This window comes from Lutibacter sp. (assembly GCF_021647475.1).
Lineage (GTDB): Bacteria > Bacteroidota > Bacteroidia > Flavobacteriales > Flavobacteriaceae > Lutibacter.
Genome location: NZ_JAKIUR010000018.1, coordinates 37,429 through 51,086, shown reverse-complemented (window position 1 = coordinate 51,086; position 13,658 = coordinate 37,429). Strand labels below are relative to the sequence as shown.

The 13,658-nt window shown below is 29.9% G+C and carries 8 protein-coding genes; 1 reads left to right on the top strand and 7 read right to left on the bottom strand.

The features are described 5' to 3' along the window. Positions 1 to 438: 438 nt before the first annotated feature. On the bottom strand, positions 439 to 996 hold the full coding sequence (locus tag L3J60_RS06195) for a TlpA disulfide reductase family protein (protein WP_291974627.1): 558 nt from the start codon (positions 994 to 996) through the stop codon (positions 439 to 441). 224 nt (positions 997 to 1,220) lie between these two features. Between L3J60_RS06195 and L3J60_RS06190 the strand changes: the two genes are divergently transcribed. Continuing rightward, the gene (locus tag L3J60_RS06190) at positions 1,221 to 4,202 is read left to right on the top strand and encodes a TonB-dependent receptor (protein WP_291974626.1); all 2,982 of its coding nucleotides are present in this window, start codon (positions 1,221 to 1,223) and stop codon (positions 4,200 to 4,202) included. A gap of 434 nt (positions 4,203 to 4,636) precedes the next feature. Here the strand turns inward: L3J60_RS06190 and L3J60_RS06185 are convergent, their stop codons facing one another. The 6 genes from L3J60_RS06185 to L3J60_RS06160 all read right to left on the bottom strand — a co-directional run bounded on the left by L3J60_RS06185 (position 4,637) and on the right by L3J60_RS06160 (position 13,648). After that, positions 4,637 to 7,039, bottom strand: coding sequence for a glycoside hydrolase family 31 protein (locus L3J60_RS06185; RefSeq protein WP_291974625.1), 2,403 nt, complete (start codon positions 7,037 to 7,039; stop codon positions 4,637 to 4,639). 90 nt (positions 7,040 to 7,129) lie between these two features. Next, a complete protein-coding gene (gene glgB / locus L3J60_RS06180; RefSeq protein WP_291974624.1) occupies positions 7,130 to 9,040 on the bottom strand; it encodes a 1,4-alpha-glucan branching protein GlgB in 1,911 nt (636 codons plus the stop codon). A gap of 3 nt (positions 9,041 to 9,043) precedes the next feature. Next, positions 9,044 to 10,306, bottom strand: coding sequence for a glucose-1-phosphate adenylyltransferase (locus L3J60_RS06175; protein ID WP_291974623.1), 1,263 nt, complete (start codon positions 10,304 to 10,306; stop codon positions 9,044 to 9,046). Between the two features lie 3 nt (positions 10,307 to 10,309). Then, entirely contained in the window at positions 10,310 to 11,719 is a 1,410-nt protein-coding gene (locus L3J60_RS06170; protein WP_291974622.1) for a glycogen/starch synthase, read from the bottom strand. Between the two features lie 172 nt (positions 11,720 to 11,891). Then, a complete protein-coding gene (gene gpmA / locus L3J60_RS06165) occupies positions 11,892 to 12,638 on the bottom strand; it encodes a 2,3-diphosphoglycerate-dependent phosphoglycerate mutase (protein ID WP_291974621.1) in 747 nt (248 codons plus the stop codon). Positions 12,639 to 12,655: 17 nt separating this feature from the next. Further along, positions 12,656 to 13,648 (bottom strand): putative manganese transporter, encoded by a 993-nt coding sequence (locus L3J60_RS06160; protein ID WP_291974620.1) that lies wholly within the window; start codon positions 13,646 to 13,648, stop codon positions 12,656 to 12,658. Positions 13,649 to 13,658: the final 10 nt, after the last annotated feature.

Below are 13,658 nucleotides of genomic sequence, written 5' to 3'. Positions count from 1 at the left end.
CTTTCTTGCTCGTAAATCGCAAATTGTGTCTGCTAATGTGGGTTGTTTCTGTAATTTCATACATTAAAAATAAGACTTAATTAGTTAAATAACAAATGATTAAATGATTTTTATACCTCCAATTTAACCAGTTTTACCTTGCAACGGTCTTAACATGCTAAAAATTGTTAAAGATATGTTAATACAATACCTTGTTATGCATAATAATGTAACAAACCTTATCAATAAACGTCATTTAGTAAATAACTATAAAATCTATTATTATGACAACTTTAAACTTAAACAAACAAGTAAACAAAAAAAAGGTAGTTTTTGTAAACTTTTCAAATACAAAACGATTGCAATGGAATGCATCTAGAAGATATGGAATCTAAATTATGCTCAAATTAATACACCGCATATTCTTATTTCAAAAAATATCCTAAAAAACTAAAACACTTAGTTTTTTAGGATTTCATCAATTACATTTCTTGTTTTTGAGCTATTCCAATCAGCTGCTCCTACTTTTTCAATAATAACACTTCCCTTTTTATCAATTAAAAAACTTGAAGGAATACTATTAGTTTTTAAAAACTCACTTGGTGGTCTTGAAGCTGAATTATAAACAGGTAAGTTATAATTATTCTTCTTAAAAAAAGTCGAAATTTTTTCCCAGTTTTCATTAGTAACAAACACAAAGGCCACTTTATCTTTATAATCGTTATATAGTTTTTGAATCATTGGTAATTCTGCTCTACAAGGCGGACACCAAGTTGCCCAAAAATTAACAAACACAACTTTTCCCTTTAATTCTTTAAAATTAATATTTTCAGAATTTAAACCATTTAACTGCCAATTATAGTCATTTATAGTTACTCTGTCTTTAACATTTTCAACCGATGGTGAAAAAGCAATCTGCCGCAATAACCAAATTCTAGTAGGTGAATAAATTAATAGCCCAATGGCAATAACAAAAATAGCATTTGAAAAAAACTTTTTATTTAATTTAATATTCATAAAAACATACTTTAATTGTGATAGTAGTTATTCTTTAATTTTACTTACAAACAAAGATAGTATTTCTTTCATTTTTGAACTCTTTTTCTATAATATTTATCTAAATTTATGTTAGATTATTAACAATATTGGTATGATTGTGTAACATATTTTACATATTTTTTCTTAATATTTTAAATTATTTATTATACATTGCCAAAATAATTACTAAAAACTATATAAACATGAAACAAAAAAGACACTTTATTTTCGGATTTTTCTTGCTTTTTAGCATTGTGATTCAAGCACAATCCTATCAAGTAAATGGAAAAGTAACCGATGCAACCAGCCAACCTTTACCAGGTGTTTCGGTAACTGTTGAAGGTACTACACGTGGTACTACTACTGACTTTGATGGAAATTACATGATTAAAGTCAATATGAATGAAAATTTAATATTCTCTTATGTAGGCTATAATGAAAAGAAATTACAAATGGATGGTACTAAAACATTTAATGTTACTTTAGCATCAGGTGTTTCGCTAAACGAAATTCTAGTAGTTGGTTCTAGAAATCCTAACAGAACAGCTGTTGACACGCCAGTTCCTGTTGATGTAATTGATATGTCTGAACTTGTAACTGCAGGCCCACAAGTAAATTTAAATCAAATACTTAACTATGTGGCTCCTTCTTTTACTTCAAACACTCAAACTATTTCTGATGGTACTGACCATATTGACCCTGCTTCTTTAAGAGGTTTAGGTCCAGATCAAGTTTTGGTGTTAATTAACGGTAAAAGAAGACACACTTCTTCATTAATTAATGTTAACGGAACATTTGGTCGTGGTAGTGTTGGTACAGATTTAAATGCAATTCCTGCTGCTTCTATTGAACGTATTGAAGTTTTACGTGATGGTGCTGCTGCACAATATGGTTCTGATGCCATTGCAGGGGTTATTAATATTGTATTAAAAAGAAGTACAGACAAATTAGAAGTTAATGTTACTAATGGTGCAAATTTCTCCAAAAATGCTAACTCACAAACAGGTGGTGTTGACGGTGTAACTACTAACGTAAGTGCTAATTACGGTTTAAAACTTGGTGAAAAAGGTGGATTTATAAACTTTACAGGTGATTTTGATGTTAGACAAGATTACAATAGGATGAAAGAATGGGAAGGAAATATATTTAACCTTTACAATACTGTTGAAAGAGTAGCCAACAATGCAGGATATAATATCGCAAATTTGTTAGATAATGATGTTTCTGATGTTATTCTTTATGGTAATCAAGCTGGATTAAATTTAAGTCCTTCTGCAACTAAATCTCAGTTACAAAGTATTTTATCTGCTGACAACACTACTGCTGAATTAGCCGCTCGTGGTTTAAATAGAACTGACTTCAATATGAGAGTTGGTCAATCCGCTCTACGTGGTGGTCGTTTCTTTGCAAACTTCTCATTACCTTTAGATGAAGCAGGAACAGAATTGTATGCTTTTACTGGATTAAGTTCTAGAACAGGTAATTCTGCAGGGTTTTATAGATTACCATACCAAAATAGAACCTATACTCCTGCCTATAATAATGGTTTTTTACCTGAAATTAATTCAACCATTAAAGATAAATCTATTTCAGTAGGAATTAAAGGAAAAGTTTCTGATTGGGATGTTGATTTTAGCAACACTTGGGGTAAAAATACATTTTCATACCTAATTGGAAATACATTTAATGCTTCTATGCAAGGTTCTTCTCCTACAACTTTTGACGCGGGTGGATTCGCATTTATGCAAAATACTACTAATTTAGATGTTAGTCAATTTTTTGAAGATACAATGTCTGGTTTAAACGTTGCTTTTGGAGCAGAATATCGTTTAGAAAACTATCAAATTATTGCTGGTGAACAAGCATCTTATGGACAATATGATGGTACTGGAAATATAAATAATGCTTATGATGATATTGTTAGAGATGCATCTGGCACCCCAGTTTTAGATTTAAATGGTGATCCAATACCTAATCCTAATTCAGACCTTCTTGTTCCTACAGACTTTTTCGGTGCTAAAAGACCAGGAGGTTCACAAGTATTCCCTGGATTTAGTCCTAATAATGAATTATCAAGAGGTAGAAATAGTGTAGCTGGTTATATTGATGTAGAAGCTGATATTACTGACAACTTTTTATTAAGTGGAGCTGCACGTTATGAAGATTATTCTGATTTTGGCTCAACATTAAATGTTAAATTAGCGACAAGAATAAAAGCAAGTGAAAACACTAATATTAGAGCTGCTTTTAACACTGGTTTTAGAGCTCCTTCATTACACCAATTATATTTCAACTCTACTTCTACAATTTTTGATCAAAATGGGGATCCTCAAGAAGTTGGAACCTTTGCTAATGATAGTAGAGCTGCCAAATTATTAGGTATTCCACAGTTAAAACAAGAAACTTCAAGAAGTGTTAGTTTAGGTTTTACTTCAAAAATACCTAACTTAAATTTAACATTAACAGTTGACGGTTATTGGGTTGGTATAGATAATAGAGTTGTTTATACTGGACAATTTAAAGGCCCAGGAACTGGTACTGAATTGGATAATTTATTAGCACAAGCTAATGCAACGAAAGCTTCATTTTTTGCAAATGCTATTAATACAGAATCTAAAGGTGTTGATATTGTTATTACTAACGATGCAACTTTAGGTGATAATGCTAAATTAAAGAGTGATTTATCAGCTACTTTCTCAAAAACAGTAAAAGTTGGGAATATCCATGCTTCACAAGTTTTAGAAAATGCAGGATTAGTAGGAACATACTTCCCTGAAGATAGTAAAATTTATTTGGAAAAATCAGTTCCTAGAGCAAAAATTAATTTATCAAATAGTTTAACTACTGATAAATTTAATATTTTCTTAAGAAATGTTTTCTTTGGTAAAGTTACTGAAGCTACCAATAATGTTGGCTTACAACAAGAATTTGGAACAAAAGTAGTAACCGATTTATCTTTTGGATATAAAGCTTCTGAAAGTTTAACCGTTACTGTTGGTGCAAATAATTTATTTGACATCTATCCGGACAGAGCTGCAAACTCTATTAGTTATATAGATTCAAATGGGAATCCTCAAACTGGAAATAACAGAAGTGGTGGACGATTTGATTGGTCAAGAAGATCACAACAATTTGGAATTGGTGGTCGATTCTTATTTGCAAGACTTAGTTTAAATCTTAAATAATTAATTTTATTTATTTTATTAAAAAAGGTTTCTCAATTGAGAAACCTTTTTTTATTGTAATTCCAATAATAGTGTCAGGTCGAGCAAAGTCGAGACCTAATTAACCTGAGTTCGACCTAAGAATTTACTTTAAATAACTGAAAATCAAAATGTCATTGCGAAAATTATAAATGTAGTGCCATAATTTGAAGTAATCTTTTCATAAAAATGAGATTGCTTCCTCTTTTCGCTTTACTTCATTCATCGCAATGACGTAGCTTGTTGATTTTCAACCCGGTATTTATTTTCTTACATCGAACTCAGGTAATTAGTGTAACAACAGTTCTTGGCTCCGCTCGAACAGACTTTTTTTGCGTTTTGTAATTTAATGATTATGAGATAATTAATTATTTTTTTAGTTATGTAACTAACTACTGACCTCTATCAAATTATTACTATTTCCCAATAATATGAAGTTCCGTAAATTCTTTGGTTATAATTAAAGTAGTTATTTCTGATGTTAATTTTGAAATGTCAATTTTTTCATTATCTATTTCAACACTAGCAATTTCAAAAGGAATTCCATGTAATATTAACTTAAATGTTTCATAGGAAGTTATAAATTTACCTTCTTTAAATTGTTGAATTGTTAATGAATCCTTTTTTCCTACCAATGTGAAATTCCTAAGACTAAATCTCCCTTTTTTATAATCATAACCATCAGATGCATCTTCATATATTCTCGATTTTTCTTTACCTTTTTTATAATAAACATCTAAAGTTAATTCTTCAATAACTTTTTCACCAACATATTGTTGAATAGGATATTTTGGTATTATAGCACCTTCCTTTATATAAACTGGCATACTATCAATATCTGCATCTACCCATTTTTCTTCTCCTCCTTTTATAATTTCTGCATTCCAAAAGCTATACCAATTTCCTATTGGAAAATACATTCTTCTTCCTTTTGCATTAGGCTCAATTACTGGACAAACCAATATTTTATCGCCATAAATAAACTCATCATTTCTATAATGCGTATTTGCATCATCTTGATCAAATAGCATCAGCGATTTTAAAATAGGGATTCCTTCTTTGGCATATTGCCAAAAAGCCGTGTATAAATAAGGTAATAATTGATATCTTATTTCAATGAATTTACGTACAATATTAGTAACGTTTGTATCAAAAGAGTAAGGTTCTTGTTCTCCATGATCTCCTGATGAATGTGTTCTGCAAAACGGGTGAAAAACACCAAGTTGAATCCATCGGGTATATAATTCACCATTTGGTTGTTCGGCAAAACCTCCAATATCAGATCCTACAAACGAAAAACCTGACATGCACATACGCTGTGCTTGTGCATTTGCAATAGCCAAATGTTCCCAACTGGCAACATTATCACCTGTCCAGCTTGAGGTATAACGCTGAGTACCTGAATAAGCAGCTCTGGTAATTACGAAAGGTCGTTTAGGGTATGCGAATTTTTTTACTCCATGATAAGTTGCTCTTGCCATTTGCATTCCATAAACATTATGAGCTTTTCTATGACTACAGTGGTTACCATCATAATTATGCCTAACATCATTTGGAAAAGTTTTGCCTGGAACTTCCATTATAGCTGGCTCATTCATATCATTCCAAACTCCTTTTACCCCAATATCTTCAATTAATTCTTTGAATAAATTTGACCACCATTCTCTAACTTTTGGATTTGTGAAATCTGGAAAATAACATTCTCCTGGCCATACTTTACCTTTCATATAAGGTCCATCAGCACGTTTACAAAAATAATCTTTTTCTAAAGCTTCTTTAAAAACAGAATAATTGGCATCAATTTTTATTCCTGGATCAATAATGGCTACTATTTTAAATCCATCATCACCCAACTCTTTTACCATTTTCTTAGGATTTGGAAAGTACTCTTTATTCCAAGTAAAACATCTAAATCCATCCATATAATCTATATCTAAATATATGGCATCGCAAGGTATTTTCAATTCTCTAAATGTTTTAGCAACTTGTTTTACCTTACTTTCAGGATAATAACTCCATTTACATTGATGATATCCTAAAGCCCAAAGTGGAGGTAATTGATGTGGACGACCTGTTAAATCAGTATAGGAACTTACAACATCCGTCATTTTTGGACCATAAATAAAATAATAATTCATTTCACCTCCTTGAGCCCAAAAACTAGTAACGTTTCTTCTTTCATGAGAAAAATCAAAAAAGGAACGGAAGGTATTATCAAAAAATATTCCGTATGATTTTTTATGGTGAAGCCCTGTATAAAATGGAATATCTTTATATAGTGGATCAGTATCTTTACTATAAGAATAAGAATCGGTTACCCAATTTTCAAATCGTTTTCCTTTTAAATTATTATGAATTGGCTTGTCTCCTAACCCAAAATAACTTTCTCCTTCTTGTGAAACTTTCGATAATTTAACAATATCGCCACCATATTCATAACTTTCTTCCCAATGAAAACCTAATTCATCTTCGCAAATCAGTTGATTATCAATTGCATCAAAAATTGAAATGTGTAAATTTTCTTTAAATATTTTACAAATTAATTTTGAAGTAGTTACTATGTAATATAAATCATCTTCTGTAATTTCTAGCTTATTAAAACCGCTGGTTGCATGTTTTGTTATGGCGTATGAAAAATCATTTTCAAAAACTCCTTTGGTTGTATATCTAAAACGCAAAATACTATCACGCCGTATTGTAAGTTGTAAGACTACATTATTACTTGTTGTAAAATATAAGGTATCAACATCTTTTTTGAAATCTATTATTTGGTTAGGAAATTGATTTCCTTTATTTACTATTTCTGTATTAATTATCATATATCATTCTTTACATAAAAGTTACAAACTTATAAAAATTAGCAACTAATAAGATTGAAACTATTAAAAAGATTTAATAAAATTTGAAAATTAATTATTAATACGAAATATTACTATGCCTAACGGAGGTATAGTAATATTTGCTGAATTATTTTTGGAGTTCCAACTGCTATTTTCTACAGGAATAAGTCCGTTATTTTTAACTCCACTACCTCCAAAAATTTTAGCATCACTGTTAAAAATTTCTTTTAAAAAACCTTTATAAGGAATGCCTATTCTGTAATTATAATAAATTTTAGGGATAAAGTTACAAACTACTATTACAGCATTATTATTTGAATCTTTTCTGATATAAGAAATAACTGAATTATCAGCATCATCATAATTTATCCATTCAAAACCATCAGTTTCAAATGATTTTTCGAATAATTCAGGCGTTTTTTTATAAAAAGTATTTAGTGCTTTAAAATATTTTTTTGTTTTTTGATGTGGTTCAAAATCTAATAAATTCCAATCTAAACTTTTTTGAAAATTCCATTCGTTGTATTGTCCAAATTCACTTCCCATAAAAATTAATTTAGTACCAGGATGTGTAAACATATAGCCATACAACACTCGTAAATTAGCAAACCGCTGCCATTCATCACCAGGCATTCTTCCTAAAATTGAATTTTTACCATACACCACTTCATCGTGTGATAAGGGCAACATAAAATTTTCTGTAAAAGCATAGGTTAAGCTAAACGTAATATCTCCTTGATGATGTTTTCTATAAATTGGATCTTTTTTAAAATATGTTAATGTATCATGCATCCAACCCATCATCCATTTCATTCCAAAACCTAAACCGCCTACAAATGTTGGTTTTGAAACCATTGGAAATGAAGTAGATTCTTCTGCAATGGTTTGAACATCTGGAAAATTTTTATAAACCGCTTCATTAAATTCTTTCATAAATTTAATAGCATCTAAATTTTCTCTTCCTCCAAATTCATTTGGATCCCACTCACCATTATCTCTTGAATAATCTAAATATAACATAGAAGCCACGGCATCAACTCGTAACCCATCAACATGATATTGTTCTAACCAAAAAATAGCATTACTAATTAGAAACGAACGCACTTCATTACGTCCATAATTAAAAATTAAACTTTTCCAATCAGGATGATATCCTTTTTTTTTATCTGGATGTTCGTATAAGTTAGAACCATCAAAAAAACCAAGTCCGTGGGCGTCTTCTGGAAAATGAGAAGGTACCCAATCTAAAATAATACCTATATTTTTTTGATGAAATTTATCAACTAAATATTTAAATTCTTCAGGATAGCCAAAACGAGAAGTTGGTGCAAAATAACCGGTAATTTGATAACCCCAAGATGGATCATAAGGAAATTCCATAATTGGCATAAATTCTACATGCGTAAAATTCATATCTTTAACATATTCTACTAATTCATCAGCCATTTCAGTATAAGACAAAAATCTATTTTCTTCAACCTTTTTTTTCCATGAACCTAAATGAACTTCATACACTGAAAATGGTTGATTTAATGCATTTTTATTTTTTCTAACATTCAACCATTTTTTATCTTTCCATTTATAATTGTCATCCCAAACAATAGAGGCTGTTTTTGGTGGATGTTCGCATCTTCGAGCATACGGATCAGCTTTTTCAGTAACTATATTATTATTAGAACTGTGAATTTTATATTTATAAACAGCTCCTTTTTTAACTTCTGGAATAAAGCCTTCCCAAATACCACTTTCATCCCACCGAACATTTAAATGGTGTTCATTTTCATTCCAATAATTAAAATCTCCTATAACGGAAACGGATTTTGCACTTGGTGCCCAAACTGAAAAATAGGTTCCTTCTACTCCATCTAAAGTTAAAATATGAGCCCCAAATTTTTTATATAAATTATAATGCTTTCCTGCTTTAAATAAATCAATATCAAAATCAGTAAAAAGGCTATATGTATGTACTTTTTTTGTCATCTATTATATTACAAAACCATTTGGTATAACGGCATTTTTTTTAACAACTACAATTCCTTCTTTTACAACGTAAGTATCTGTTTCTGTATCTTTTAAATGATGTCCGCCATTAATTCTAACATCATTTCCAATACAACAATTTTTATCTAAAATAGCATTTTTTATAAAGCATCTTTTCCCAATTCCCATAGATACTATGGATTCATCAAGTATTTCTTCAATGGACTGATAGTAATCGCTCCCCATCATATAGGTGTTAATTACAGTTGATTCTTTATCTATTTTTGAACGAACTCCAATAACGGAATGTTCAATTTTACCTGCATCAATTATACAACCGTCTGCTAGAACTGTTTTATCTAGGTTGGTACCTGATATTTTTGTAGTTGGTAACATTCTAGGATGCGTATAAATTCGCCTTGCTTTACTGTATAAATCAAATTCAGGAAATGTATCAGTCAATCCTAAATTAGCTTCAAAAAACGATTCTATATTCCCAATATCTGTCCAATATCCTTCGTATTGATAACTTAATACAGGATGTTTATCTATTGCTTGAGGAATAATTTCTTTACCAAAATCAATGGTATCAGGATTTTTCATTAACTTATTTAATAATGCTTTATTAAAAATGTAAATTCCCATTGAAGCTAGGTAATTTTTCCCTTTTGCTTTCATTTCATCACTAACTTCTGAAGTCCAATCTGGTAATAATTTTGTTTCTGGTTTTTCTATAAAAGAAGAAATAAAGTTATTTTCATCAGATTTTAAAATTCCAAAGGAAGGTGCTTCTTTAGCATTTACAGGAATGGTAGCAATAGTAATTTCAGCTTTACTGTTAATATGTGCTTTAACCATAGCATTAAAATCCATTTGATAAAGTTGATCTCCTGATAAAATTAAAATATACTCATAATTATGCTTATTAAAATGATGCATACTTTGCCTAACAGCATCCGCAGTTCCTTGAAACCATGTTTGATTGGTAGGTGTTTGTTCGGCAGCCAAAACATCTACAAATGCAGCACTAAAAAAACTAAAATGATACGTGTTTTTTATATGCCTGTTTAAAGATGCAGAATTAAATTGGGTTAAAACGTACATTCTTTTAATACCAGAATTTATACAATTTGAAATAGGAATATCTACCAATCTAAACTTACCAGCTATTGGCACAGCTGGTTTTGAACGTGCATGTGTTAATGGATATAATCTAGAACCTTGTCCGCCTCCTAAAATAATTGCTAAAACTTTATCATTTATCATAATTTAAGCTTTTAATGATTTATATATGTTTATGTATGAAGTTGCTGAAACTTCCCAAGAATAATTTTTTTGCATTCCTCGTTTTCTGATTTTTTTAAATCCTAACGGATTATTATATAGTTCAACTGCTCTATCCATTGCTTCTATAATTTCGTTTACAGCTACATTTTTATGAACAATACCAACGCCATCTTTTTTAGAAATATCAATTACTGTATCTTTTAAACCACCTATACTTCTAACCACCGGAATAGTTCCGTATCTTAAAGCGTATAACTGATTTAATCCACAAGGTTCAACCCTTGATGGCATTAGCAAAAAATCAGCACCCGCATACATAATATGTGCTAGTTTTTCATTATAACCAATATATGAATTATATTTTCCTTTAAATTTTGCTTTTAAATCTCCAAGTTGTTTTTCTATTTCTACATTTCCTGAACCTAATACTAAAATAGATAACTCATTTTTTGTTAAAGCTTTTTCAAAAACTTCAGGAAGCAATTCTGCTCCCTTTTCTCCTACTAACCTACCTATAAAAATAAATAATGGTTTACTAGAATTTAATTTAAACTGATTGCATAAATACAGTTTATTTCTCTTTTTCCCAGATTGAGTAGCTGAAATTTTATAGTTTTTAATAAGATATGTATCTGTTTCAGCATTCCAAACTTCAGTATCAATACCATTTAAAACACCTTTGCATTTAGAGACTTCATGTTTTAAAAGTGATTCTAATCCATTTGCAGAATGAATTAATTCTTCCATATAACTTGGTGAAACCGTAGTAACTTTCCAAGTACATTTTATAGCTGCTGCAAGTGGATTTATACTGCCATCCCAATCTAATAATCCAACATTTTTAAAATTAAATGCAGGAAATAAATTTAGCTTATTATGACTAAACCAACCTTGATATTGTGCATTGTGAATGGTTAAAACAGTAGGAATCATTTTTAAACGATCGTATTTAAAACATTGCGACATCATAAAAGGAATAAGCCCAGTATGATGATCATGACAATGAATAATTGTTGGTTTAACTTTCCAAGTTAATATCCAATTTAAAGTTGCAATTTGAAATGCTAAAAAGCGTTCAGTATCATCATTAGAATACACATATTTCTTATGCAGTAGTTCAGGAATATCTACTAAAAATAAATCAAAACCTAAACTATTATTTTTCAATTTTTTAATTGTAAAAGGGTAGTTGATTTCACCTAATTGAAATTCACTATTAAAAACAGTTATAAATTTATGCGTATTTGTAAATTTATTATCATAAAAAGGCATAATTACCTGTGAAGTAATTCCTTGTTTATTTTGATATTTAGGCAAAGAACCTACAACATCAGCCAGACCTCCAACCTTTGCAATTGGATAACATTCAGCACTAATATGAAGTATTTTCATAGAAACGATTTATGTTGAAATTTACGAAAAAAAATAAGGAAACTAAACTATAAAATCTAAAAAAATATGTTTTATAAACTCAATTTATATTAGTTAATTTTATCAGTATATTAATCTAAAGAAATTGACGAGATTTTATCATAATACACAATGGGTTAACTATAGTATGATTTTATTTAGATGATTTACCTTGATTTACAACCAAGTTCATAGCTTTATTAATTTCATCGTCATTTCCAAGATAATATTTAGCTTTAACTTTAAAATTTTCATTTAATTCATAAACTAAAGGAATACCAGTGGGAACATTTACTTTTAATATTTCATCATCAGATAAATTTTCTAAATATTTAACTAAAGCTCTTAAACTATTTCCATGTGCTACAATTAACACCTTTTGGTTCTTAAGAATGGTTGGTTTAATGGTTTTGTTCCAATAGGGTAAAAACCGTTCTACAGTATCTTTTAAGCATTCAGTTGCAGGTAAAAATATCTTGTCAATTTTGTTGTATTTATTTTCATTAACTGGATGCCTATCATCGCTAATATCCAATTCAGGAGGTCTTACATCGTAACTTCTTCGCCATTTTAAAACTTGCTCTTCACCATATTTTTGAGACGTTTCTGCTTTGTTTAAACCTTGTAAAGCCCCATAACTTTTTTCATTTAATCGCCATGAGCGAAATACGGAAATCCAAGCCAAATCCATTTCATCCAACACATTCCATAGTGTGTGAATTGCTCTTTTTAATACTGAAGTATAAACTACATCGAAGGTAAATCCTTCTTTTTTTAATAATTTCCCTGCATTTTTTGCTTCGTTAATTCCATTTTTGGTTAAATCAACATCCGTCCATTCTGTAAACCGATTTTCTTTATTCCATTGACTTTCTCCATGCCGTAATAAAACTAATTTCATTTTCATTTATTTTAAAGTTAAAATCCTAATAATAAAGTTGACAATCCTACAATAAACGCATAAATCATATTCACAATTTTTACTGCAAAAAAACTTCTTTTAGATTCTGCAAGCATTGGCAACATTCCATGTCCATCTTGTGATATTGAACTTGCCAATAAAATGCTAAACGGAATACTCCCTTGTGCAAAAAGTGTAACAAAAATAAGATGTGGTCCTGATTCGGGAATAAAACCAATTAAAATAGCAACAATCAATACAACAAACATATTAGTAGATAACCATGCTTGAACATCAATATAATTCATTAAAAAATGCATAAACAAAAGGGTTCCAAATACCCATAGAAAAATCCGTAGAAGGTGTATTTTTACAATATGATCCCAAATGTGTTTTCTAATAAAATGATTAGGAACCGTCAATACAATAAAAAGGGAAAAAAGAAATGCAAGTAATACTGATATTTTCATCCAAATCTCTAAATTTTCAGCTAACATCCCGGTAGCAATACCTGCTATAAGAGATATAATAATAATTGCTATTGTGAGCCGGTATAAGGAAGGATGAAATAAATTGCTCCAAATTTTATCTTTTTCAAAACATTTACATTCAGGTTCATCGTGCAAAGGGAGTATATGAGATGAAACTTTTTCGAGTGTTTTTTTAGGTTTATAAAATTTATCTGTAAGATAGCCCGCCAATATCCCAACCACAAGAATAATCAGGGTTAACAATATGGCCTTCTGAGGAAACATAGCTAACATTACAAAAGCCTCATCTCCACTTGTCGCAATCATTGTAGTAACTATTGCTCCAAAAGAAACCAACCTGTGTGAAAACATGGCAACCATTGTAAATGCTCCAAGGCAACCAGGAATTGCTCCTAAAATACCGGCAATTAGATATTGACGCCATTTATTTTTAGTAAGGTTTTTTTGCCACAGACCTTTTGATTGTACATTAATATATTCAATAACCAACATCATGACAAAAACAAAGCCGGTAATCATGATTGCATGC

Coding starts and splice junctions, on each gene's coding strand:
- L3J60_RS06195 (WP_291974627.1), bottom strand. CDS start 996: ATGAATATTAAATTAAATAAAAAGTTTTTTTCAAATGCTATTTTTGTT.
- L3J60_RS06190 (WP_291974626.1), top strand. CDS start 1,221: ATGAAACAAAAAAGACACTTTATTTTCGGATTTTTCTTGCTTTTTAGC.
- L3J60_RS06185 (WP_291974625.1), bottom strand. CDS start 7,039: ATGATAATTAATACAGAAATAGTAAATAAAGGAAATCAATTTCCTAAC.
- glgB (WP_291974624.1), bottom strand. CDS start 9,040: ATGACAAAAAAAGTACATACATATAGCCTTTTTACTGATTTTGATATT.
- L3J60_RS06175 (WP_291974623.1), bottom strand. CDS start 10,306: ATGATAAATGATAAAGTTTTAGCAATTATTTTAGGAGGCGGACAAGGT.
- L3J60_RS06170 (WP_291974622.1), bottom strand. CDS start 11,719: ATGAAAATACTTCATATTAGTGCTGAATGTTATCCAATTGCAAAGGTT.
- gpmA (WP_291974621.1), bottom strand. CDS start 12,638: ATGAAATTAGTTTTATTACGGCATGGAGAAAGTCAATGGAATAAAGAA.
- L3J60_RS06160 (WP_291974620.1), bottom strand. CDS start 13,648: ATGATTACCGGCTTTGTTTTTGTCATGATGTTGGTTATTGAATATATT.